Annotated in this window: 21 protein-coding genes; 3 read left to right on the forward strand and 18 right to left on the reverse strand. The window is 62.1% G+C overall.

Translation table 11 applies throughout. The features are described 5' to 3' along the window. Positions 1-4: 4 nt before the first annotated feature. The 10 genes from surE to rlmD all read right to left on the reverse strand — a co-directional run bounded on the left by surE (position 5) and on the right by rlmD (position 11,564). Entirely contained in the window at positions 5-751 is a 747-nt protein-coding gene (gene surE / locus ACPW74_RS16225) for a 5'/3'-nucleotidase SurE (protein ID WP_425858378.1), read from the reverse strand. After that, the gene (gene truD, locus ACPW74_RS16230) at positions 732-1,790 is read right to left on the reverse strand and encodes a tRNA pseudouridine(13) synthase TruD (protein WP_425858380.1); all 1,059 of its coding nucleotides are present in this window, start codon (positions 1,788-1,790) and stop codon (positions 732-734) included. Before truD ends, surE begins: the two co-directional genes overlap by 20 nt. Further along, positions 1,790-2,266, reverse strand: coding sequence for a 2-C-methyl-D-erythritol 2,4-cyclodiphosphate synthase (ispF, locus tag ACPW74_RS16235; protein WP_010675626.1), 477 nt, complete (start codon positions 2,264-2,266; stop codon positions 1,790-1,792). The genes truD and ispF overlap by 1 nt, the downstream gene beginning before the upstream one ends. A gap of 58 nt (positions 2,267-2,324) precedes the next feature. Then, positions 2,325-3,056, reverse strand: coding sequence for a 2-C-methyl-D-erythritol 4-phosphate cytidylyltransferase (gene ispD / locus ACPW74_RS16240; protein ID WP_048208397.1), 732 nt, complete (start codon positions 3,054-3,056; stop codon positions 2,325-2,327). Further along, on the reverse strand, positions 3,049-3,366 hold the full coding sequence (ftsB, locus tag ACPW74_RS16245) for a cell division protein FtsB (RefSeq protein ID WP_010675628.1): 318 nt from the start codon (positions 3,364-3,366) through the stop codon (positions 3,049-3,051). The genes ispD and ftsB overlap by 8 nt, the downstream gene beginning before the upstream one ends. A gap of 177 nt (positions 3,367-3,543) precedes the next feature. Beyond that, complete coding sequence (gene eno / locus ACPW74_RS16250; protein WP_043154803.1) at positions 3,544-4,845, reverse strand: phosphopyruvate hydratase; 1,302 nt, start codon at positions 4,843-4,845, stop codon at positions 3,544-3,546. 89 nt (positions 4,846-4,934) lie between these two features. Then, a complete protein-coding gene (gene pyrG / locus ACPW74_RS16255; RefSeq protein WP_010675629.1) occupies positions 4,935-6,572 on the reverse strand; it encodes a glutamine hydrolyzing CTP synthase in 1,638 nt (545 codons plus the stop codon). 141 nt (positions 6,573-6,713) lie between these two features. Continuing rightward, positions 6,714-7,511: a nucleoside triphosphate pyrophosphohydrolase gene (gene mazG, locus ACPW74_RS16260; protein ID WP_039041041.1), complete on the reverse strand. Its 798-nt coding sequence runs from the start codon at positions 7,509-7,511 to the stop codon at positions 6,714-6,716. A 170-nt stretch (positions 7,512-7,681) separates the two neighbouring features. Beyond that, on the reverse strand, positions 7,682-9,892 hold the full coding sequence (gene relA / locus ACPW74_RS16265; RefSeq protein ID WP_010675631.1) for a GTP diphosphokinase: 2,211 nt from the start codon (positions 9,890-9,892) through the stop codon (positions 7,682-7,684). A 349-nt stretch (positions 9,893-10,241) separates the two neighbouring features. Continuing rightward, positions 10,242-11,564, reverse strand: a complete 1,323-nt coding sequence (gene rlmD / locus ACPW74_RS16270) for a 23S rRNA (uracil(1939)-C(5))-methyltransferase RlmD (protein WP_119197319.1) — start codon at positions 11,562-11,564, stop codon at positions 10,242-10,244. 269 nt (positions 11,565-11,833) lie between these two features. Here rlmD and barA point away from each other — a divergent pair, with 269 nt between their 5' ends. The 3 genes from barA (at position 11,834) to ACPW74_RS16285 (ending at position 16,018) form a co-directional block, all read left to right on the forward strand. Continuing rightward, positions 11,834-14,554 (forward strand): two-component sensor histidine kinase BarA, encoded by a 2,721-nt coding sequence (gene barA, locus ACPW74_RS16275; protein ID WP_425858385.1) that lies wholly within the window; start codon positions 11,834-11,836, stop codon positions 14,552-14,554. 64 nt (positions 14,555-14,618) lie between these two features. Continuing rightward, positions 14,619-15,104, forward strand: a complete 486-nt coding sequence (locus ACPW74_RS16280) for a DUF1456 family protein (protein ID WP_010675634.1) — start codon at positions 14,619-14,621, stop codon at positions 15,102-15,104. 32 nt (positions 15,105-15,136) lie between these two features. Further along, a complete protein-coding gene (locus ACPW74_RS16285; RefSeq protein WP_425858387.1) occupies positions 15,137-16,018 on the forward strand; it encodes an N-acetylmuramoyl-L-alanine amidase in 882 nt (293 codons plus the stop codon). A gap of 150 nt (positions 16,019-16,168) precedes the next feature. Here ACPW74_RS16285 and pdxJ read toward each other — a convergent pair whose 3' ends face one another. From pdxJ to ACPW74_RS16325, 8 genes are all read right to left on the reverse strand, one after another. Then, positions 16,169-16,906 (reverse strand): pyridoxine 5'-phosphate synthase, encoded by a 738-nt coding sequence (pdxJ, locus tag ACPW74_RS16290; RefSeq protein ID WP_010675636.1) that lies wholly within the window; start codon positions 16,904-16,906, stop codon positions 16,169-16,171. 157 nt (positions 16,907-17,063) lie between these two features. After that, positions 17,064-17,774, reverse strand: a complete 711-nt coding sequence (gene recO / locus ACPW74_RS16295) for a DNA repair protein RecO (protein ID WP_039040537.1) — start codon at positions 17,772-17,774, stop codon at positions 17,064-17,066. Next, positions 17,775-18,674, reverse strand: a complete 900-nt coding sequence (gene era / locus ACPW74_RS16300; protein WP_041211854.1) for a GTPase Era — start codon at positions 18,672-18,674, stop codon at positions 17,775-17,777. A 61-nt stretch (positions 18,675-18,735) separates the two neighbouring features. Beyond that, positions 18,736-19,407 carry a ribonuclease III gene (gene rnc / locus ACPW74_RS16305; protein ID WP_010675639.1) on the reverse strand — a complete coding sequence of 224 codons (672 nt, stop codon included), beginning with the start codon at positions 19,405-19,407 and terminating at the stop codon, positions 18,736-18,738. Beyond that, on the reverse strand, positions 19,408-20,331 hold the full coding sequence (lepB, locus tag ACPW74_RS16310) for a signal peptidase I (protein WP_010675640.1): 924 nt from the start codon (positions 20,329-20,331) through the stop codon (positions 19,408-19,410). It abuts the gene before it with no gap. 3 nt (positions 20,332-20,334) lie between these two features. Continuing rightward, positions 20,335-22,128 (reverse strand): translation elongation factor 4, encoded by a 1,794-nt coding sequence (lepA, locus tag ACPW74_RS16315; RefSeq protein ID WP_010675641.1) that lies wholly within the window; start codon positions 22,126-22,128, stop codon positions 20,335-20,337. Positions 22,129-22,287: 159 nt separating this feature from the next. Continuing rightward, positions 22,288-22,749, reverse strand: a complete 462-nt coding sequence (locus ACPW74_RS16320) for a SoxR reducing system RseC family protein (protein WP_425859217.1) — start codon at positions 22,747-22,749, stop codon at positions 22,288-22,290. Between the two features lie 90 nt (positions 22,750-22,839). Further along, entirely contained in the window at positions 22,840-23,820 is a 981-nt protein-coding gene (locus ACPW74_RS16325; RefSeq protein ID WP_010675643.1) for a MucB/RseB C-terminal domain-containing protein, read from the reverse strand. Positions 23,821-23,826 lie beyond the last annotated feature (6 nt).

Raw genomic sequence — 23,826 nt, forward strand, 5'->3', positions numbered from 1 at the left:
AACGTCATCCCTGCAGATCCAGCCACGCGCCCAGGGTCGACAGACTGCCGTAGGCCGTCATGTCGATGGTCAGGGGAGTGATGGAGACATAACCCTGCTCGATGGCGGCAAAGTCCGTTCCCTCTCCCGCATCCTGCTGGTTGCCGGGGGGGCCGATCCAGTAGACCGGCTGACCACGGGGATCCTCGGTGCAGATCACCGACTCCGCCCGGTGGCGATTGCCAAGGCGGGTCACCCTGATCCCCTTGATCTGCTCAAGCGGCAGGTCAGGCACATTGACGTTGAGGATCTGATCCGCAGGCAACGGATGCACCATCAGCCCCCGCACCAGCTGGGCGGCGTAGTGGGCCGCACTGGCGAAATGGGTCTTGCCCACCAGCGATACGGCGATGGAGGGGAAACCAAGATGACGCCCTTCCGTCGCGGCCGCGACCGTCCCCGAGTAGATGACGTCATCCCCCAGATTGGCCCCGTGATTGATACCGGCCACCACCATGTCGGGCTCGGGGCGCACCAGTTCGTTGACCGCCAGATGAACGCAGTCGGTCGGCGTTCCCTTCACCGCATGATATCCGGTTTCGGCGATGCGGGTGACCCGCAGCGGCACTTCCAGCGTCAGGGAGTGACTCGCCCCGCTGCGATTGCGATCCGGCGCCACCACGATGACCTCGCCGCAGGCGGCCAGCGCCTCGCTGAGGGCACGGATACCCTCGGCATGCACACCGTCGTCATTACTGACCAGAATTCTCATCGGACTGATTCCTGAAACCATGATCGGCCTCTTCGGCCTGCATTAACTCGCGCACCACGCTGGTGGCAAACGCCCCGGCCGGCAGGAAGAACGACAGGGTCAGCACGGCCCCCTCCAGCTGCCAGCTCATGGCCTGCGGCTTGAGCAGCAAGGGGCGGCGATCCTGATCCAGCCCCGCCTTCTCCAGCCCCTCGCACCACTCGTGATAAGGCGCCAGCACTGCCTGCTCGAACTCGGCGGCGGCGCCCTGGCTGGCAGAGCGACCACGCCCCCACTGGGGCGCGGTGAGCTGCACGTCGCCGGAGGCGAGACGCGCCTCCAGCTCGGGAGTCACGCTCTCTTCGCTGAAGATGGAGTGGCTGCCCTTGAGCATCACGCAGTCGCCTGCCAGCAGCTGATGGGCCAGTCCCTGCTCGATGCGGGCGCTGACGATGGCATTGAACAGCATGCTGCGGGCGGCGGACAGATAGAGGGAGCGCTTGTTGCGATCCTTGATCCGTTTGCCGGCGAACATCGCCTTGGCGGCCTCCAGGTTGTTGCCACCGCGGCCGAAACGCTGCTCGCCGTAGTAGTTGGGTACCCCCTGGGTTGCAATCGCCTGCAGACGGGATTCCAGCCCGTCGGCCTGCTCCAGCCCGGTGAGACGCAGGGTGAAGTGGTTGCCCTTGAGATAGCCGACCCGCAGCTTCTTGTTGTGGCGCTTCACCTCAAGGATCCGGATGTTGTCGTTCTCGATGACCGAGAGATCCGGCTCGCCCTTGCCCGGCAGATGGATGCCGAACCACTGTTCGGTCACCGCATGGCGATCTTTCAGACCAGCCCAGGTCACCGCATTGCGGGCAACCCCGGCCGCATCGGCCAGCAGACCAGCCACCCAGGCGGTATTCTCACCGGTTTTGCGTACCCGGACGAAGATGTGTTCCCCCTCGCCGCAAGGTGCAAACCCGAGATCTTCATTGACCACGAAGTCGGCGGCCTCGGCCTTGAGGATGCCGCGAGCAGTGGGCGTCCCGTGCAGATAGGCAAGTTGTTCAAGCATCATTGTTTCACCAGCAAGACGACGGCTTCGGTGGCGATCCCTTCCTTGCGCCCCGTGAATCCGAGTTGTTCGGTGGTGGTCGCCTTGACGTTCACCCGGTTCAAGTCACATTGCAGATCCGCGGCCAGCACGGCGCACATGGCGTCGATGTGAGGCGCCATCTTGGGGGCCTGGGCGATGATGGTCACATCCAGGTTGCCGATGGCATAACCGGCGAGCTGCACGCGGGCAAACACGTCCCGCAGCAGGATGCGGCTGTCGATGCCCTTGAATTCGGCGGCGGTATCGGGGAAGTGGCGGCCGATGTCGCCGGCGCCGATGGCCCCCAGCAGGGCATCGCTCACCGCATGCAGCACCACGTCGCCATCGGAGTGGGCCAGCAGGCCCTGTTCATAGGGCACCGCCACCCCGCCCAGCATGCAGGGACCAACCCCGCCAAACTTGTGAACATCAAAACCATGTCCGATCCGCATCATGCTTGCGCCCTCCTCAATACACGGAAATCTGTCTCATCAAAACCATGTCCGGTGCGGATCATGCCTGCTCCTCTGGGGATGAATCGGGTCGTGCCGACCGGCACGCACGTTGTTGCTGTAAATAGAGCCCGGCCAGGGAGAGATCTTCCGGCCGGGTCACCTTGATGTTGTCGGCCCGCCCTTCCACCATGCGCACGGGGAAACCGGCGCGTTCCATGGCGGAGGCTTCATCGGTGATGGCGGCGCCGAGCGCCAGCCCCTCCTCAAGCGCCCGCTTGAGGGGGCGGACCAAAAACATCTGGGGCGTCAGGGCATGCCAGAGCTGCTCGCGATCCACGGTGGCGAGGATATTGCCGGCCGCATCGGTGCGCTTCATGGTATCGCGCACCCGGCTGCCGAGGATGGCACCGCCAGAGGCCATGGCGGCAGCAATGAGCGCATCGAGATCCTCGTGGGTCAGACAGGGCCGGGCGGCGTCATGCACCAGTGCCCACTCCCCTTCTGCCACGTGCAACGCATTGAGCACGGAGAAGGCGCGCTCGCTTCCCCCTTCCACTCGCAGCACCCGCGGGTCAGTGGCCACGGTCAAGGTCTCAAACCAGCGGTCGTGGGGCGCCAGCGCCACGATCACACGGGCGATGGCGGGATGGGAGAGCAGACGCTCCAGGGTGTGCTCCAGAATGCATTTCCCTGCCAGGGAAAGGTACTGCTTGGGGCAACTGGCCCCCATGCGACTGCCAATACCGGCAGCCGGGACGATGGCGGTCAGGCCGCTCAGGCTATCAGTCATCGTAGGGGGCACCATCAGGCTCCGTCACCTGATCCTTTTCTTTGGGAATGATTCGGTAGAAGGTCTCGCCCTGCTTGATATAGCCAAGATCGTTGCGCGACAACTCCTCGATGGCCTCAAGGCCAGAGGTAAGATCGTCGATTTCCCGGTAAATCAGACTGTTGCGATCCTTGAGTACCAGGTTGTCCTGTTGCTGCCGCTCGATGGCGGTGGAGAGTTCCCGATAGTCGGAGAGGCCGTTTTTCCCCAGCCAGAGGTCATATTGCAGCCCTCCCAACAGGAGGAGCAGGATAAGAGTGAGTAGCCGCATGCACTGAGTCTCCTTCAAGCGGCCTAGTTTCCCATATTCGCAGGCAAGACAAAAGAAAGCCTGTGTGCCGGATGGGTTGGTCGGAATAAAAAATGCAGGTCACACACGCCCATAAGCGCAGAACGAAAAAGCCCCACCAGATGGCGGGGCTTTGTGAAGCATGAACGCAGGCGAAAATTAAGCCTGGTTCTTCACTTCTTTCAGACCACGGAACGGAGCCTTGGCGCCCAGGGCTTCTTCGATACGGATCAGCTGGTTGTACTTGGCAACACGGTCAGAACGGCTCATAGAACCGGTCTTGATCTGGCCAGCAGCGGTACCCACAGCCAGGTCGGCGATGGTCGCGTCTTCGGTCTCACCGGAGCGGTGGGAGATGACGGCAGTGTAGCCAGCGTCTTTGGCCATCTTGATGGCAGCCAGAGTTTCGGTCAGGGAACCGATCTGGTTGAACTTGATCAGGATGGAGTTGGCGATGCCATTGTCGATACCGCGCTTCAGGATCTTGGTGTTGGTTACGAACAGGTCGTCACCCACGATCTGGATTTTCTTGCCCAGTTCGGCGGTCTGGTAGGCAAAGCCTTCCCAGTCGGATTCGTCCAGGCCATCTTCGATGGAGACGATCGGGAACTTGGTGGTCAGGTCAGCCAGGAAGTCGGAGAAACCGTTGGAGGTGAAGATACGACCTTCGCCCTTCAGGTTGTACTCTTTCTTCTCTGCGTCGTAGAACTCGGACGCAGCGCAGTCCATGGCCAGGGTGATGTCGGTGCCCAGTTTGTAACCGGCAGCGGCAACGGCTTCAGCGATCACTTCCAGCGCTTCGGCGTTGGATTTCAGGTTCGGAGCGAAACCACCTTCGTCACCGACGGCAGTGTTGTAGCCCTTGGACTTCAGCACTTTGGCCAGGTTGTGGAACACTTCTGCGCCCATGCGAACGGCTTCTTTCAGGGTCTTGGCGCCAACCGGCTGGATCATGAACTCCTGGATGTCGACGTTGTTGTCGGCGTGCTCACCACCGTTGATGATGTTCATCATGGGCAGCGGCATGGAGTAGACACCCGGGGTGCCATTCAGCTCGGCGATGTGGGCGTACAGCGGCATGCCTTTGGCAGCAGCGGCAGCTTTGGCGTTGGCCAGGGAAACAGCCAGGATGGCGTTGGCGCCGAACTTGGATTTGTTCTCGGTACCGTCGAGGTCGATCATGATCTGGTCGACAGTGGCCTGGTCCTTGGCATCTTTACCCAGCAGAGCCTGAGCGATCGGGCCGTTGACGGCTTCGATGGCTTTCAGCACGCCTTTACCCAGGAAACGGCTCTTGTCGCCGTCACGCAGTTCCAGCGCTTCGCGGGAACCGGTGGACGCGCCAGACGGAGCGGCTGCCATACCAACAAAACCACCTTCCAGGTGAACTTCGGCCTCAACGGTCGGGTTACCACGGGAGTCGATGATTTCACGACCGATCACTTTAACGATCTTGGACATGTGTATTTCCTCAGGTTTCGTAAAAAAACAACAAAAATATGCCAAAAAAAGCGGCTGTGGCACAGAGCCCCAACCGCATTTATTTTCAATTACTTCAAATTACGCTTCTGATACTCGCCCGCCGCCTTCACAAAACCGGCGAACAGGGCGTGGCCATCACGGGGAGTCGAGGTGAACTCCGGGTGGAACTGCGCGGCCACGAACCAGGGGTGATCCGGGATCTCGATGATTTCCACCAGCTTCTTGTCGGCGGAGAGACCGGTCACCTTCAGACCTGCCGCTTCAATCTGCGGCAGCAGCTTGTTGTTCACTTCATAACGGTGACGGTGGCGCTCGTAAATGGTCGGGCTGCCGTACATCTGACGGACCTTGGAATCTTCCACCAGGTGGCAGAGCTGGGAGCCCAGACGCATGGTGCCGCCCAGATCGGACTTCTCGGTCCGGGTCTCGACGTTGCCTTCGTCATCCACCCACTCGGTGATGAGACCGACCACGGGGAACGGGCTGTCTTTCTTGAACTCGGAGGAGTGAGCCCCTTCCATGCCCGCCACGTTGCGGGCGTATTCGATCAAGGCAACCTGCATGCCCAGGCAGATACCGAGGTACGGGATCTTGTTCTCGCGGGCATATTTGGCGGCCAGAATCTTGCCTTCCACACCGCGTTCGCCGAAGCCACCCGGTACCAGGATCGCATCCAGACCTTCCAGCAGCTCGGCGCCACGGGTCTCGATGTCCTGGGAGTCAATGTACTTGATGTTGACGGAGAGACGGGTCTTCAGGCCACCGTGCTTGAGCGCTTCGTTGACGGACTTGTAGGCATCCGGCAGGGAGACATACTTGCCCACCATGCCGATGGTGACTTCGGCAGTCGGGTTGGCCTCTTCATAGATGACCTGTTCCCACTCGGCCAGGTCGGCTTCTTTGCACTCGATGCCGAAGCGCTCGGTGATGTAGCCGTCCAGACCCTGGGATTTCAGCAGCGCCGGGATCTTGTAGATGGAGTCGACATCCTTCATAGAGATGACGGCGCGCTCGGGCACGTTGCAGAACAGGGCGATCTTGGCACGCTCGTTGGCCGGAATGGCGCGGTCGGAGCGGCAGATCAGCACATCAGGCTGGATACCGATGGAGAGCAGCTCCTTCACGGAGTGCTGGGTCGGCTTGGTCTTCACCTCGCCGGCGGCGGCCAGGTAAGGAACCAGGGTCAGGTGCATGAACATGGCATTGTTGCGACCCACGATGGCCGCCAGCTGACGAATGGCTTCAAGGAACGGCAGGGACTCGATGTCACCCACGGTACCGCCCACTTCGACGATGGCAACCTGATGGCCTTCGGCACCGGCAATCACCCGCTCCTTGATGGCGTTGGTGATGTGCGGGATCACCTGGATGGTGGCGCCCAGATAGTCACCACGACGCTCCTTGCGCAGCACGTCTGCATAGATGCGGCCGGTGGTGAAGTTGTTGCGGCGGGTCATCTTGGTGCGGATGAAACGCTCGTAGTGACCCAAATCCAGATCGGTTTCGGCCCCGTCCTCGGTTACGAACACTTCACCATGCTGGGTCGGGCTCATGGTGCCCGGATCCACGTTGATGTACGGGTCCAGTTTCATGATGGTCACATCCAGACCACGGGCTTCCAGAATGGCTGCCAGAGAAGCTGCGGCAATGCCTTTGCCGAGGGATGAAACAACGCCACCAGTCACAAAAATATATTTGGTCGTCATGCTGAACCTGAAAGAAGTTTAGGGAATTTTAAGGGGTGCTTCGGGGATGAAGCAGGACGGGGAAACAGTATACCAAAACCCCCACTCCCAAACAATGAACAAAAATCTATCAGGCTCCCCGCCGCCCCGTCTTGCGCCAAATCAACTTTGCTCGGTTTCCTTGGCCCTGTTCCAGGCCTCGTCCAGCTTCTCCAGGGAGCAATCCGTCATTTTCAGACCTTCTGCGGCAATAAAGTGTTCAACCTGACGAAAACGACGCTCAAACTTGGTGTTGGCAGCCCGCAGCACCTGCTCGGGATCCTTGCCCAGATGGCGCACCAGGTTGACGGTGGCAAACAAGAGATCGCCGAGCTCGTCGCTCACCCGCTCCTCGTCCACGTCGACCATCAGCGCCTCTTCCATCACCTCCTCGATCTCCTCGTGGATCTTGTCCACCACGGGCCCCAGCGTTTTCCAGTCGAAACCGACGGTGGCGCAGCGCTTCTGGATCTTGGCTGCCCGGGTCAGGGCAGGCAGGGAGAGGGGGATATCGTCCAGCACGCTCTCCTTGTCGAGCGCGGCCCGCTCTTTGGCCTTTTCCGCCTCCCAGTTCGCTTTGACCGCCTGCTCGTCACCCAGGTCGGCATCGGAGAAGACATGGGGGTGGCGGCGAATGAGCTTCTCGCTCACGGTATCGACGATGTCGGCAAAGTCGAACAATCCCTGCTCCTTGCCGAGCTGGGCATAGAACACGACCTGGAACAGCAGATCACCGAGCTCCCCCTTCAGCCCTTGCCAATCTTCGCTCTCGATGGCATCCGCCACCTCGTAGGCCTCCTCCAGGGTGTGCGGCACTATGGTCTGGAAGCTCTGCTTGAGATCCCAGGGGCAGCCCCCGTTCGGGTCACGCAATCTGGCCATGATGTCGAGCAGTTGGGGAAGGTCGTAGCGTTGGGACATGGGCAACTCACTTTCGATTCAGTAAATGGGTTCATGAATATCCGCTCACGCCACTGCTCCACATGATGTGGAGCCATGGCGGCCGGAGATGGGGCGCGTGATATCCGTCTTCAATGCTCTGCAAGGAGGGAGAAAATGCAGACCGGCCACTGGGGCCGGTCGGTTGAGCATTACAGCCGCTTGGCGCTGATCACGTCGTTGAGCTGACTGAGCTTGGCCAACGCCCGGTTGAAGGCGTTGATGTTGTAAATCTCCAGCTCCATGTCTATTTCGGCGGTCTGCTCGCGCACGTTGGAGCGCGAACGCACTCCCATCACGTTGATCTTCTCGTTGGCGAGCACGGTGGTGATGTCGCGCAGCAGGCCGGATCTGTCGTTGGAGAGAATGCGGATGGTGAGACCGTAACCGCCGGAGTAGTTCTCCCCCCAGACCGCATCGATCAGGCGCTCCGGGTTGCGACGCGACAGCTCCTTGAGCTGCTCGCAATCCTCCCGGTGGATGGAAACCCCCCGTCCCATGGTGATGAAGCCCTGGATGGCGTCCCCCGGGATGGGCTGGCAGCAGCGGGCGATGTGAGTCATCAGGTTGCCCACCCCTTCCACTACTATGTGATCCTTGGGTTTGGGGCGGAAGGGCACATTGGCCTTCTGCTCCAGCTTCTCCAGCAGACGGCGATCTTCTTCTTCCGCCGTCGGCTTGTTGTAGCGGGTGTCCAGATAATTGAGCAGCTGGTTGATGCGGATGTCGCCGCTGCCGATACCGGCCAGCAAATCTTCCAGCTCCTCCGCATGGAAGCGCTCCAGCACCACCTTGTCCACCTTGGAGAGGGTGAGGTTGTGGCGGTCCAGCTCCTTCTCCAGCAACTCCTTGCCGGCGGCGATGTTCTTGTCCCGGTCCAGCTTTCTGAACCAGGTGGCCACTTTGGCCCGCGCCCGGCTGGAGCGCAGGAAGCCGGCGTTCGGGTTCATCCAGTCGCGGCTCGGGTTCGGCTCCTTCTGGGTGATCACCTCCACCTGGTCGCCGGTCTGCAGCGTATAGGTGAAGGGCACGATACGGCCGTCGATCTTGGTGCCGATGCAGCGGTGACCGATCATGCTGTGCACGTGATAGGCGAAGTCGAGCGGCGTCGCCCCTGCTGGCAGGTCGATGACATCGCCCTTGGGAGTGAAGACATAAACCCTGTCCTCGAACACCTGACTGCGCAGATCGTCCAGCAAGGAGCCGCTCTCCGAGAGATCCTCCTGCCAGGCGAGAAGTTTGCGCAGCCATTCGATCTTGTCTTCGAAGGTGCTGGTCTTGGCAGCGGCCTGTGCCCCTTCCTTGTAGCGCCAGTGCGCAGCCACACCGAGCTCCGCATCCTGATGCATCTGCTCGGTACGGATCTGGATCTCCACCGTCTTGCCCTCCTCCCCCACCACCACGGTGTGGATGGACTGGTAGCCATTGGGCTTGGGGTTGGCGACATAGTCGTCAAATTCGCGGGGAATATGGTGGAAATGAGTGTGAACGATACCGAGCGCCGCGTAGCAATCCTGCAGCCGCTTGGTGATCACCCGCACCGCGCGCACATCGAACAGCTCGTTGAATTCGAGGTGCTTCTTCTGCATCTTGCGCCAGATGCTGTAGATGTGTTTCGGTCGGCCATAGACCTCGGCCTCGACGCCGGCCTCGGCCAGGGCATCGCGCAGGGACTGCACGAATTCGCGGATGTAGCGCTCGCGGTCGAGCCGTTTCTCATCCAGCTGTTTGGCGATCTGCTTGTAGGTGTCCGGGTGCAGGTAGCGGAAGGCGAGATCCTCGAGCTCCCACTTGAGCTGACCGATACCGAGGCGGTTCGCAAGGGGGGCATAGATGTTGGTGATCTCCTGGGCCATCAGCACCCGGGTCTCCTCATCCGCCTTCTTCGCCTCACGCAGGCAGGCGATGCGCTCCGCCAGCTTGATGACCACGGCGCGCACGTCCTCGACCATGGCGAGCAGCATGCGGCGCACGTTGTCCACCTGCTCCGGCGAGGTTTCGCTGCGGTGAAGGGTTTGCAGGGAGCGGATGGCCTCCATCTCCAGCACCCCTTCCACCAGCTTGGCGATCTTGGGGCCGAAGTCCTCGTTCACCTTTTCCTGGCTGATGAGACCCGCTTCGACGAAGGGATAGAGAATGGCGGCCTTGAGGGTGGCGAGATCCATGCTGAGCATCAGCAGGATGCCCACCATCTCGACCCCGCGCACCAGCAGGCGGTTGGTGAGCGCTTCGTCACCCAGGGTCAGGCAATACTGGTAGACGGTTCGCAGCTGATTCTTGTCACTTTCACTCAGGGTAAGGGAACTGACCCACTCATCCAGAGTGAAATTGTCTTTCAAATGAATATCGCGCACCGCAACCATGGTATCAATCCTTAAAAGTGTGGGGTCGAAAGCCGATGCTCTCCTCATCCCCTCATCAACTGATGACTGCCTCAAATGGGGATGCATGAAAGAGTTTTCAAGGCATGTCACCGCGCAAGGTGACAGGGCTCTTCCCCGCATCCGATCCACTATCGACGACCTAGATTACCCTAATCACTCCCGCTCAAACAGCGCTGCCGCCGCTGGAAAACCAAGATAACCGCATGCTGCCCTGCCCGTTGAAGGCAGCGAGAAACACCTGTTTTACCTCACTCTGGCAGCATCATGCACATCGAAAAATCATCACGACCGCATCTTGATTCATCCAGAATAATGCGGTCGCCTCGACTCAGCCCCGTTCGAACAGCGCCATGGACTCCAGATGACCAGTGTGGGGGAACATGTCCAGCATCCCCAGACGGGTCAGCTTGTAGCCCCCCTGCACCAGCACCTGGCTGTCACGGGCCAGGGTGACCGGGTTACAGGAAACATAGACCACCCGTTTGGGGGAAAGTGCCACCACGTGGCTCATCACCTCCAGCGCCCCGGGTCTGGCCGGATCCAGCAGCACCAGATCGAACCCTTCCCGGGCCCAGGACATGCCCACGATGTCGCCGCTCAAGTCCGCCTTGTAGAAGCGGGCGTTGTCGATGCCGTTGCGGCGGGCATTCTCCTGTGCACGCGTCACCATGGCGAGCTCCCCTTCCACCCCCACCACTTCGCGGGCCTGACGGGCCAGCGGCAGGGTGAAGTTGCCGATGCCGCAGAAGAGGTCCAGCACCTTGTCATCCTTGCCTGCGTCGAGCCAGCTCAATGCCTGCTCCACCATGCGCTGGTTGACGGGCCCGTTGACCTGGATGAAGTCGCCGGGAGCGAATGCAAGAGACAGGCCATCCAGCGTGTAACTTGGCTGAGACTGTTGACGCAGAGGTTCGATCTGCTCGTCCGCCGCCTGCAGATAGAGGTCTATCCCCTGGGCGGTGGCAAACTCAGTCAAGTGCGCCCGATCCGCCTCGGTGGGGCGACCGGTGTGGCGCAGCAGCATCAGAATGCCCTGCTCCCCCTGAATGAGTTCCGCATGGCCCAGTTCGCGCTGGCTCTTCAGCCGATTGAGGCATTCGCGCAGAGGGGCGATAAGGGCAGAGAGGGGCTCGGCCAGCACAGGACAGCCAGCAATCTCTACCAGATCGTTCGACTGGCGACGACGAAAGCCCACCCGGGTGCAGCGACCGTTCTTGTCAAACTTGATGGCCAGACGGCAGACCCGGCGGTAGGCGCGGGACTCCCCCGTCAGCGCAGGTGCCAACGCTGGCGCCTGGATGTTGCCAAGGCGCTCGAACAGGCTGACCAGTCCCGCCTCCTTGGCCGCCAGCTGATCTCCCTCTCCCAGGTGCTGGGCACTGCAACCGCCACACTCGCGATAGTGGTCGCAGAAGGGGGCGACCCGGTTGGCCGCCGGGGTCACCACCTGTTGCAGGGCGGCGTGGGCATAGTGCTTCTTGTCGTCGATGATGCGGGCCTTGATGGCCTCGCCGGGCAGCGCCCCTTCGACGAAGATGGCCTTGCCCTGATGACGGCCGACGCCGACACAGTGGTGATCCAGACTGTCTACCGTAAATTCAATACGTTGGGGCTGGGTGGATTTCTTTTGGGGCTTGAAAAACTGGGCCATAAAACTTGGTGCCTATAGGTGGCTATGTCATGATTGTGGAATCTGCGGCAGACCATTGTCCCACAAGAATAATCGTATGACCAAATACGGCCTGAGGGCCCCAGCCGCGGCATCCGCCCCATCGTCCATTCTGACCAAAAGTGGCCCATTGATATGACCGGATACGGCCTGAGACCCCGTACAGCGACAATGACTGTATTGCCTGCCCGACCCCAGTGCCTGCATGCGCCCCGGGTCATGGCTTCTCTTGCGAAAGGCGGGGCGGCGGCATGACCAAGTACGGTCTCAGGGCCCGGGTGCTGGCCTTCACCATCTTGCCGACCCTCATCATTGGCGGCCTCATCGCCGGCTATTTCACCTTCCACCGCTATCAGCAGCTGGAAAACAACCTCATCGATCAGGGCATCAACATCATCGAGCCCCTGGCCATCGCCAGCGAATACGGCATGACACAGCACAGCCGCGAATCCCTCAAGCGGCTGATCGGGCTCACCCATCGCAAAAACTCGCCCTTCATCAAGTCCATCGCCGTCTTCACCCAGGAGAACCAGCTGTTCGTGACGTCCAACTACCACAGGGACTTCAGCCAGCTTCGTCTGCCGGACGGCAGCGTCATCCCGGCTCTGACCAGCGTCTCCGTCAACGGCGATGACATCATACTGCGCACCCCCATCCAGGCAGAGACCAGCCTGGACGGCTTCCCGCTGCCAAGCGATCTGGAGCCGCCGGTCATCGGTTACATCTCCATGCAACTTGCCACGGACAGGGCCATCGTCCTGCAGTACCGCGACGCCTTCTTCGCGGTCATCATCGTGCTCATCGGGCTGGCCATCAGCGCCCTGTTCGGCTTCCGTCTGGTCAAGAGCGTGACCCAGCCCATCACCGACATGGTGCAGGCGGTGCACCGGATCAGGGAGGGGCGACTCGATACCCGGGTCAGCGGCCAGCTCACCGGTGAGCTGGACATGCTCAAGAACGGCATCAACGCCATGGCCAAGGCGCTCTCCGAATATCACGAGGAGATGCAGCAGAACATCGATCAGGCGACGTCGGATCTGCGGGAGACCCTCGAGCAGATCGAGATCCAGAACGTCGAGCTCGACATGGCGAAGAAGCGCGCCCAGGAGGCGGCCAGGGTCAAGTCCGAGTTCCTCGCCAACATGTCCCACGAGCTGCGCACCCCGCTCAACGGGGTCATCGGCTTCACCCGCCAACTGCTCAAGACCAGTCTGACCCCGAGCCAGACCGACTACATGCAGACCATCGAGAAGTCGGCGCGCAACCTCCTTGGGATCATCAACGACATCCTCGACTTCTCCAAGTTGGAGGCGGGCAAGCTACAGCTCGAGCACATCCCCTTCAGCCTGCGGGACACCCTCAACGAGACCATGCACCTGCTGGGGCCGAGCGCCCACGACAAGCAGCTCGAACTCTCCCTCCAGGTGGATGCCGCCGTGCCGGACTACCTCACCGGCGACCCCATGCGCCTGCAGCAGGTGCTCACCAACCTCACCGGCAACGCCATCAAGTTCACCGAGCGCGGCAACGTGGACGTGCGTGTCGAGCAGACCGGGGAATCCAGCGGCAACAAGGTGCGCCTGCGGGTACTGATTCGCGATACCGGCATCGGCATCTCGGAAGAGCAGCAGCGCCAGTTGTTCCAGGCCTTCAACCAGGCAGACTCCTCCATCTCCCGCCGCTATGGGGGCACCGGGCTCGGGCTCGTCATCACCCAGAAGCTGGTGCAGCAGATGGGGGGCCAGATCCGCTTCGAATCCGAACTCGGCAAGGGGTCGGTCTTCTCGTTCCACCTGGATCTGGATGTCTCGCCCCTGCCCCAGAGCGAGCGGCTTCCGCTGGATCGCATCCAGGGCAAGCGGGTCTGGCTGCTGGAGCCGGATCCCTTCACTCACGCCTCCCTGCTCGCCCTATTGGGAGAGTGGCACCTGGATGTGCACTCCCTGACGGTGGACGAGGAGTGGCCCCCGATGAGCAGCCAGGACATGGTGCTCATCGGCAGCAGCACCCTGCACAGCCCGCAGCAGGTGATTGCCCGTCTCGACGGACTGGACGGCCAGCAGAACACCATAGTGCTGCTCAGCAGCCACGAGCCGGCCCTCTACGACGCCATGCTGGCCCACGGCGCCGTCCACTGCCTCTCCAAGCCCATCAACCATCGCAAATTGCTGCACGCTCTGCTCTCCCCCGAGGCGGTACGCCGTGCCCCCCTGCCCGCGCCGACGCCGCGCAGCGTGCAGGCGGTCAAGGTGCTGGCGGTGGATGACAACGCCGCCAACCTCAAGCTCATCGCCGCCATGCTCAAGGAGATGGTGACCGAGGTGGTGGTGTGCAAGAACGGCAAGGAGGCGGTCAACCTGGCCCAGAGCCAGCCGTTCGACATCATCTTCATGGATATCCAGATGCCCGTCATGGACGGCATCAGCGCCACCCAGGCGATCCGCCACCACTCCCTCAACACCGAGACCCCCATCGTCGCGGTCACCGCCCATGCCATTCCCGGTGAGCGGGAGCGCCTCATTCGCCAGGGCATGGACGACTACCTGGCCAAACCCATCGACGAGGGGATGCTGGCGCAGCTCATCACCGACTTCGCCCACCGGCGGCACCAGAATCACGGGGATCAGCAGATAGACTGGCCCCTTGCCGTGCGTCAGGCCGCCGGCAAGCCGGCCCTCGCCCGGGAGATGCTGACCATGCTGCTGGCCAGCTTCGACGAGGTGGAGCCCATCCTGGCGACGGCGCTGGAAGGGAGTGCCGACGATGCAGACGTGCTGGCCCAGCTCCACCGCCTCAACGGTGGCTGCGCCTACTCCGGGGTGCCGGGTCTGCAACGCCTGCTCTCCCAGCTCGAGCAGCAGCTGCGCGACGGGGTCGCCGTGAGCGATCTGGAACCCGAATTACTGGAGCTGCAGGATGCCCTGGAGCAGGTGAGGCAGGAGGCTCCCCGCTACCTGGCCCTGACCGACTGAGGCGCTTTTTCTGACTGGACAGGCGGCAGGTGGTAACATCTGCGCCGTTTCCACAGGAGTCAACATGACCAACAACGATATTCTGCGCCGCCTGCGCTATGCCCTCAGCATCAGCAACGACCAGATGGTCGAGATCTTTGCCAAGGGCAATCTGGCCATCACCCATGCCCAGTTGCACGGCTGGCTGATGAAAGAGGCCGAAGAGGGCGAGGCACAGGAAGCGGGCTTCGCCGCCTGCCCGGACTCGGCACTGAGCCAGTTCCTCGACGGCTTCATCGCCCTGCGCCGCGGTGTGCGGGAAGATGCCCCGCCCCAGGTGATCCCGAACCGGATCAACAACAACCTGATCCTGCGCAAGCTGCGCATCGGCCTCAACTACAAGGAAGAGGAGATGCTGGGCACCCTCAAGCTCGCGAACTTCAACCTCTCCAAGTCCGAGCTGAGCGCCCTGTTCCGCGCCAGGGATCACAAGCACTATCAGGATTGCGGGGATCAGATCCTGCGCAACTTCCTGATTGGCCTCACCGCCAAATACAGGCCCGGGCCCTGATGACCGCCTCCGGCCAGGTGCGAGGCTAGACCATGGGCTGGCGCCGCCTGCTGACTCCACGCCCGTCGGCGAGCGGCGGTGCGTGTCGGTTCGCGGCGCGCTGGTTCTGGTCACTGCCCCTCATCCTGCTGCTCGGCGCCTGCCAGCCTGCGCCCTATCGGCTCAATCAGGAGCATCATAGCGCCAGCCAGAACGAGCGCATCGCCTTTCTCATCCTGCACTACACGGATGAAGAGGATGCCCGCTCCCTGCGCCTGCTGACCGAGCCGGAGCACAAGGTGAGCGCCCACTACCTGATCCCCCGCGACACCGACGAGCAACCGTTCCCGGTCTACCAGCTGGTGCCCGACAGCCAGCGGGCCTGGCACGCCGGACGCAGTCGCTGGCATCACTACGCCGGGCTCAACGCCAGTTCGCTCGGCATCGAGATAGTGAATCTCGGGTATGACGAGAAAGACGCGGCCCTGCCAGCCCATCTGAGACACTGGCAACCCTATCCCTCTGCCCAGATCGCCGCCCTCGGCGCCCTCGCCCGGGATCTGGTCGAACGCTACCAGATCCCCCCCACCCAGGTGCTGGCCCACAGCGACGTCGCCCCCGAGCGCAAGCAGGATCCCGGCCCCCGGTTCCCCTGGCGCGAGCTCGCCCTGCGCTACGGTGTCGGCGCCTGGCCCGACGAGGCCCGGGTGGCCGAGCTGCGCCAGACGCAGCTCATCCCCTGGGATGCGCTGCAATGGCAGCAGCAGCTTGCCCGTTACGGCTACGGCCTCCCCCAGCACGGCGCCTGGGATGAGCAGAGCCGCGCCGTCCTGCGCGCCTTCCAGCTTCACTTTCGCCCCGCCCTGGTCACCGGTGAGCCGGATGCCGAATGCCAGGCCATCCTCACCGCCCTGCTGGAGCGCTACTTCCCGTAACCATGCTGAGACGCCCCTTCCCTTTCGCCCTCTGCACACGGATGCCCGGCCCCATGCCAGATGAGCACGGGGTTCACCCCGCCTTCCATTCCTGAAAACCACAAGGGACGCCGAAGCGTCCCTTGTGGTTTTCATACCAGCGAAGCGGCATCAGATCCCCTGACGGGCTTCCTGCATCAGCGCACGCATGTCGCTGACCGCCTTGGCCAGACCGTCGAAGGCGGCGCGACCGATGATGGCGTGACCGATGTTGAGCTCATAGAGCTCGGGGATGGCGGCGATAGCCTTGACGTTGTGGTAGTGCAGGCCGTGGCCCGCATTGACCTTCAAGCCCTTGCCAGCGGCGTAGGAAGCACCGGCGGCGATACGCTTGAACTCGGCGTTGCGCTCGGCATCCGTGGTGGCATCGGCGTAGCGGCCGGTGTGGATCTCGATGAAGGGAGCACCGCTCGCGGCGGCCGCATCGATCTGCAGCGGATCCGCATCGATGAAGAGCGACACCTGGGCGCCCACGGCGGCCAGGCGGGTCACCGCATCGGTCACCTTGTCCAGCTGGCCCGCCACGTCCAGACCACCCTCGGTGGTCACCTCGGTGCGCTTCTCCGGCACCAGGCAGACGAAGTGGGGCTTGATGCGGCAGGCGATGCCGATCATCTCCTCGGTCACCGCCATCTCCAGGTTCATCCTGGTCTGGATGGTCTGGCGCAGGATCTCCACGTCCCGGTCGGTGATGTGGCGGCGATCTTCCCGCAGGTGGACCGTGATGCCATCGGCACCGGCCTGCTCGGCCACGAAGGCGGCCTGTACCGGATCCGGATACTGGGTGCCGCGGGCGTTGCGCAGGGTGGCGATATGGTCGATGTTCACACCCAGGTAGATCTCGCTCATTGCTTACTCCTTGATACAGGTCATCTGTGAATGCCGGGACGGGTGGTGCCCGCCCCTCTGTCCATGTGCCGCCGCAGCCCGGTTATGGCCACGGCGACAGCATTATTGTTCATCAAAAGCGATGTCATAAACACAAAACATCACCAGATAATAAAAATCAGCTTGAAACACTGCCTTTTCGCTTCAAAAAGAGCTCCCTGCTCTTCAGTTGACGCTTGCCGAGATAGGGCTGCAGCGCCAGCCGGCTGAAACGCTTGGCCGCCTGCAGCAAGGGAGGCGTGTCGAAACGCCCCTCGGCGAAGGCCAGCAGGTGGGCGCCGAGGAACAGGGTACGGGGATCCGGCGCCCGCTCGCAAGCGACAAAGCCGAGCTCCCGCTCGAAGCCGTAGAGCAGGGTAGGGTCGATGGGGGAGTCGTCGTCTGCGGCATATTCGAAATCCACCGCGTAGCCCAAGGCCTGCAGCAGCAGGAACTCGAAGCGGCGCAGGGGCAGCTCCGGGGTCTCGCCGTCCGCCAGCGCCATGATGGCGCGGGCATAGGCGTCGAACACCTCGGGGAAGGGGGTGTGCGCTTCCAGCAGGTAGTAGACCAGCTCGTTGAGATAGAGGCCGTAGAAGAGACGATCCCCGCCGAGGCGCAACGAGTGATCCGGGCACTCCACCTGGGTGAGGTTCTTGAGATCCCCCTTGCCGCGCCAGGCAATGGTGAGCAGGGTGAAGGGCTGAAGCAGCCCCTTCAGAGAGGAGCGTGGCCCGCGGGAACCGCGAGCCACCAGGGTGAATCGACCGCTATCCTGGGTGAAGACCTCGACCAACTGGCTGGTCTCCCGATAGGGCCGACTGTGGATGACGAAAGCCGGGGTCAGCAATCAGTCGTCGCCATACCCGAGGCTGCGCAGGGCCCGCTCGTCGTCGGCCCAGCCGGACTTGACCTTGACCCACAGCTCGAGATGCACCTTGTTCTGGAACAGCCGTTCCATGTCGATGCGCGCCTCTGTGCCGATGGTCTTGATCTTCTCGCCCTTGTTGCCGATGACCATTTTCTTCTGGCCTTCGCGCTCCACCAGGATGAGCCCGTGGATGTGGTAGAGACCGGTCTCCTCCACCTTGAAGCGCTCGATCTCCACCGTCACCGAATAGGGCAGCTCCTCGCCGGTGAAGCGCATCAGCTTCTCGCGGATGATCTCGGAGGCCATGAAGCGGGAAGAGCGGTCGGTCACGTAATCTTCCGGGAAGAAGTGGACGTTCTCCGGCAGCAGATCCTTGGCCCACTCGCGGATCTTCTCCACGTTGGTGCCCTTCTCGGCGCTGATGGGCAGGATGTGGGCAAAGTTCATCTGCTGACCCAGCCACTCGAGGTGCGGCAGCAGATCCTCTTTCTCCTTGACGTTGTCGATCTTGTTGACCGCCAGCACCACGGGGCACTTGAGGTGGCGCAGCTTGCCCAGCACCATCTCGTCATCCTTGGTCCAGTGGGTGCCGTCCACCACAAACACCACCATGGCCACGTCCCCCAGGGAACTGGTGGCGGCACGGTTCATCAGGCGGTTGATGGCCCGCTTCTCCTCGATGTGCAGACCCGGGGTATCCACATAGATGGTCTGATGGTTCTCCTCGGTGTCGATCCCCAGGATCCGGTGACGGGTAGTCTGGGGCTTCTTCGAGGTGATGCTGACCTTCTGGCCGAGCAACTTGTTGAGCAGGGTGGACTTGCCCACGTTGGGGCGGCCCACGATGGCGACAAAGCCGCAATAGGTGGTATCTGTCATGACCGCGTTCCCAATGCTGATGGAGTGAAAAGAGCGCACAGTGCCGGATCCGTCATGGTGCTCATGACAGCCGTTCCAGTGCTTGCTGCGCCGCGGCCTGTTCGGCCTTGCGGCGGCTGGAGCCGATCCCGACCAGGGGGCCATCCAGCCCATCCACTTCGCACTGGACGGTGAACTCCTGGTTGTGGGCCTCGCCCTTGACGTTGGTCACCGTGTAGGTCGGCAGGGATTTGCGGCTGCCCTGCAGGATCTCTTGCAGACGGGTCTTGGGATCCTTCTGTTCGATCCCGGGCTTGATCTCGCCAAGGCGGCTGGCATACCAGCCGAGCAGGAGGCTGCGCACCCGCTCCAGATCCGTGTCCAGATAGATGGCGCCGATCACCGCCTCGACGGTGTCGGCCAGGATGGACTCGCGGCGAAAACCGCCGCTTTTCAGCTCCCCCGGCCCCAGGATCAGGTGATCCCCGAGGTCGAATTCCCGGCCCAGCTCGGCCAGCGTCTTCTCGCGCACCAGGGTGGCGCGCATCCGGCTGAGATCCCCTTCCGCCGCCTGCGGGAAGCGGTGGAAGAGGTCATCGGCAATCACCAGACTCAGGATGGAGTCCCCCAGAAATTCCAGGCGCTCGTTGTGACGGGACCCTGCGCTGCGATGGGTCAGTGCCCGGGTCAGCAGCTCAGGATCCTGAAAGACATGCCCGAGACGGGACTGCAGTCTGTTCATCTTGATATTCATTTACTTGATTCCGCCAATGCGGTTGAAGCGCACACCGGTCGGTACCCAGCTCGGCAAGCTGGACCCTTCCTCACGCTCGAATTCGAAACTGATCCAGATGGCGACCGCCTTGCCCACCAGGTTCTGCTCGGGCACGAAGCCCCAGAAACGGCTGTCGGTGCTGTTGTCGCGGTTGTCACCCATCACGAAATAGTGGCCTTCCGGCACCACCCACTCGTCGGGGTAGGTGCCGGGCTGGCGATAGTAGCGGTCCACCAGGTCCGGCATCAGCGGGTTGCGCAAGGTCTCGTGGGAGACATCGCCCAGCTGTTCGGTGTAGCGATCCAGCGGGATCCCCATCTGGCTGAACTCGCCGCGCTGCTCGAACTTGACGTCCAGCTTCTGGAAGCCGGGGCACGTTTTCCCTTCCTGCTCATCGCACTTGGGCCGGATCATCAGCTCCTTGTTGCGATAGATGACCCGATCGCCGGGCATGCCGACCACCCGTTTGATGTAGTCCACCCGGGTATCCAGCGGATACTTGAAGACCACCACATCACCGCGCTTCGGCTCTCCGGTCTCGAGGAACTTGGTGTTGGTCACCGGGTCCTTGAGGCCGTAGGCAAACTTCTCCACCAGGATGAAGTCGCCCACCAGCAGGGTCGGCATCATGGAGCCGGACGGGATCTGGAACGGCTCGAAGATGAAGGAGCGCAGGATCAGCACCAGCGCGATCACCGGGAAAACCCCGCCGGTCTGTTCGATCCAGACCGGCATGGGGGCCACCTTGGCCAGTGTCTTCTCGTCCACATCCGGACCGGCATTGGCACGGGCGGCGGCAATCTTGGCCGCCCGCTGCTTGGCCCAGACCAGCTTGTCGAGCGTCCAGATGATGCCGGTCAGCAGGGTGACGACGACGAGGATCAGGGAAAAGGTGCTTGCCATCGATTAATCCTTTCCGACGTGGAGAATGGCGAGGAAGGCCTCTTGCGGCACGTCCACACGGCCCAGAGACTTCATCCGCTTCTTGCCTTCTTTCTGCTTGTTCAGCAGCTTCTTCTTCCGGCTCACGTCACCACCGTAGCACTTGGCGGTGACGTCTTTACGCAATGCCTTGACGGTGCTGCGGGCGATGATCTGGTTGCCGATGGCGGCCTGAATGGCGATGTCGAACATCTGGCGCGGGATCAGCTCGCGCATCTTCTCCACCACCTGGCGACCACGATACTGGGCGTTCTCCTTGTGGGTGATGATGGCCAGGGCGTCGACCCGCTCGCCGTTGATCATGATGTCCAGACGGACCATGTCGGAGGTTTCGAAGCGCTTGAAGCCGTAGTCCAGGGAGGCGTAGCCGCGACTGGTGGACTTCAGACGGTCGAAGAAGTCGAGCACCACTTCCGCCATCGGGATCTCGTAGGTCAGCGCCACCTGCTTGCCGTGGTAGACCATGTTGGTCTGTACGCCGCGCTTCTCGATGCAGAGGGTGATGACGTTGCCCATGTACTCCTGCGGCAGCAGGATGTGACACTCGGCGATGGGCTCGCGCATCTCCTTGATGTTGTTGATGGCGGGCATCTGGGCCGGGCTGTCGATGTGGATGGTGGAGCCATCGTTCAGCTCGATCTCGTAGACCACGGTCGGCGCGGTGGTGATGAGATCCAGATCGTATTCACGCTCCAGACGCTCCTGGATGATCTCCATGTGCAGCATCCCGAGGAAGCCGCAGCGGAAGCCGAAGCCCAGCGCCGTGGAGCTCTCCGGTTCGTAGAACAGGGAGGCATCGTTGAGGGAGAGCTTCTCCAGCGCATCACGGAAGGACTCGTAGTCATCGCTGGAGATGGGGAACAGGCCCGCATAGACCTGGGGCTTCACCTTCTTGAAGCCGGCCAGCGCCTTCTCGGCACCGTGCTTGGCCAGGGTCAGGGTATCCCCCACCGGCGCACCGTGGATGTCCTTGATGCCGCAGACGACCCAACCTACCTCGCCACAACCCAGGCCGTCGGTGTCCACCTGCTTCGGCGTGAAGATACCGATGCGATCCACACCCCATACCTGACCGGTGCTCATCACCTTGATCTTGTCGTTCTTTTTCAGGGAACCGTTCTTGATCCGCACGAGCGACACGACCCCGAGGTAGGAGTCGAACCAGGAGTCGATGATCAGCGCCTGCAGCGGCGCCTCCGGATCCCCTTCCGGGGACGGGATCTTGGCGACGATCTCTTCCAGCACCAGATCGACACCGAGGCCGGTCTTGGCGGAGCAGCGCACCGCGTCCACCGCATCGATGCCGACGATGTCCTCGATCTCCTCGGCAACCCGCTCGGGCTCTGCGGCCGGCAGGTCAATCTTGTTCAGCACCGGCACCACTTCCAGATCCATTTCCATGGCGGTGTAGCAGTTGGCCAGAGTCTGTGCCTCAACCCCCTGACCGGCATCCACCACCAGCAGTGCCCCTTCACAGGCAGCCAGGGAGCGAGAAACCTCGTAGGAGAAATCCACGTGGCCCGGGGTGTCGATAAAGTTCAGCTGATAGGTGTTACCGTCTTGTGCCTGGTAGTTCAGGGTCACACTCTGTGCCTTGATGGTAATGCCGCGCTCGCGCTCCAGATCCATGGAGTCCAGCACCTGGGCCTGCATCTCGCGATCGGACAGGCCGCCGCAAGTCTGGATCAGACGGTCCGACAGGGTCGACTTACCGTGGTCGATGTGCGCAATAATCGAAAAGTTACGAATGTGTTTCATCGAGCAAGAATCACTCAAAATTAAGTTAGGGTCGGATATGAGGGCAGGATTTTACTGGATAACCCGGTCGACGGCCAATCTTTAGTCGGCGGGCCCCACAAATAGCGCCTTGTCTGGCGGGCGTTGGGCACCTGGATGCCCTCCGCCAGACCCGGCCCCTCAAGAGAGATGACGGGTATTGAGCACCACCCCGAGCATGCGGGGACCGTATTCCCCCTGCTCGAGCCGGTCAGAAAAGTAACGAACCAGTAAAAATCCGATGGCGCAGCCCAGCAGACAGCAGAGGATGGTCACCCCCTCTCCCGCCGACAAGAGCGGCACCAGCCAGAGCTGGCCGAGCAGGGCGCCCAGCAGCAGACAGAAGAGCGGCAGCACGTACACCAGGGCCGCACCGCGCAGGATGCTGGCCTGAGGGATGCCCAGGCGGATCTGCTGGCCCACCGCTACATCGCCGGTGAGGGCGACCCGCAGCCGCTGCGCCTTCATGGGAAAGGCCTTGGCGACGGTGCCGGTCCCGCAGCTGGATTGTTGGTGGCAACCGCTGCAGGCGGATCGCCGCTCGCACTCCACCCAGGCGTAGGCGCCATCGATGGCCACTACTGTGGCCAGCTCTTCACTCATGTTACTCACCTGATGACTCCTCACAGGGGGCGGTGGATGCACCGGATCTCAACACGGCGGCACCCTCAGGGCAAGTCTCACGGCAAAGACTCACTGCACCGCCTCGTTGCGGGCCAGGGGCTGCACTGCCTCGGCGATGCGCTTGGCGGTTTCGGCGGGCACCTCACCCACCACGGTGATCTCCACCCCGACCTCGTTGACGAAGCTCACCAGCGAGGTAGCCCCCTGGCGAATCAACTGCTGGCGCACCGCCTGCTTGGGATCGACCCGTGAGACGTAGACGGAGAGATCCACCAGCCCGTCGGAGAGCATCATGTAATCCACCGGCAGACTGGTGCTGACCAGCTGATGCCGATCCTGAGAGAGCACCTTGAAGCCATCGGGCAACCAGGTCAGGTGCCAGTTGAGGGTCTGCTGGGGAGCGGGATAGGCATCTTCCAGCGCCAGCGCATCCGGCAGCTTGCTGCGTGCCAGGGTGACCAGCCAGGGGGCCGGCGCAGATTGCCTGTCCAGATCCACCCCCAGCACCTGCTCCACCAGATTGCCCTCTCGATCCACCATGTCCACCCGCAGCAGCAGATGGCTCTGTTCGTCAATCCAGAGCACGAAGCCGTACTTGTCCGCCTCCTTGGGCACCAGCCGCACCACTTGTGCCACCAGGCCGGCCACCCGGCTGCGGCCCGCCAGCACGGGGTCATAGCTCTCCATCACCCGGGGCAGCGGCATCCTCACCAGGCTCGACCACACCCCGGGGAAACGCGCCCCCTTGAGGGTGTAGGGTTCATGGGTGTTTTCGAAGAAGGTGTATTCGTTCTGGCGTTGCAGGAACTCCACGGCCTTGCCGTCGAGATAGCTCAGGTGAGCCACCTCCTTGCCATCGATGATCCCGTGGCTGAAACGGATAGGCTCGAGGCGCCCCTGGCGGGCCTTGACCATGGACAATTCGAAGTTTTGTTGCGAAACGGCACTCTGCATCTGCTGCAACAAGGCCTCGGCCGACAGATCGTCGGCCGAGGCCTTGGCACAAATCAACAGGAGAGAGGCCAGCAGGATACGGCTGGACTGGCGCACGATCTG

The sequence above is a fragment of the Aeromonas sp. INTO2 genome (assembly GCF_049860605.1).
Lineage (GTDB): Bacteria > Pseudomonadota > Gammaproteobacteria > Enterobacterales > Aeromonadaceae > Aeromonas > Aeromonas caviae.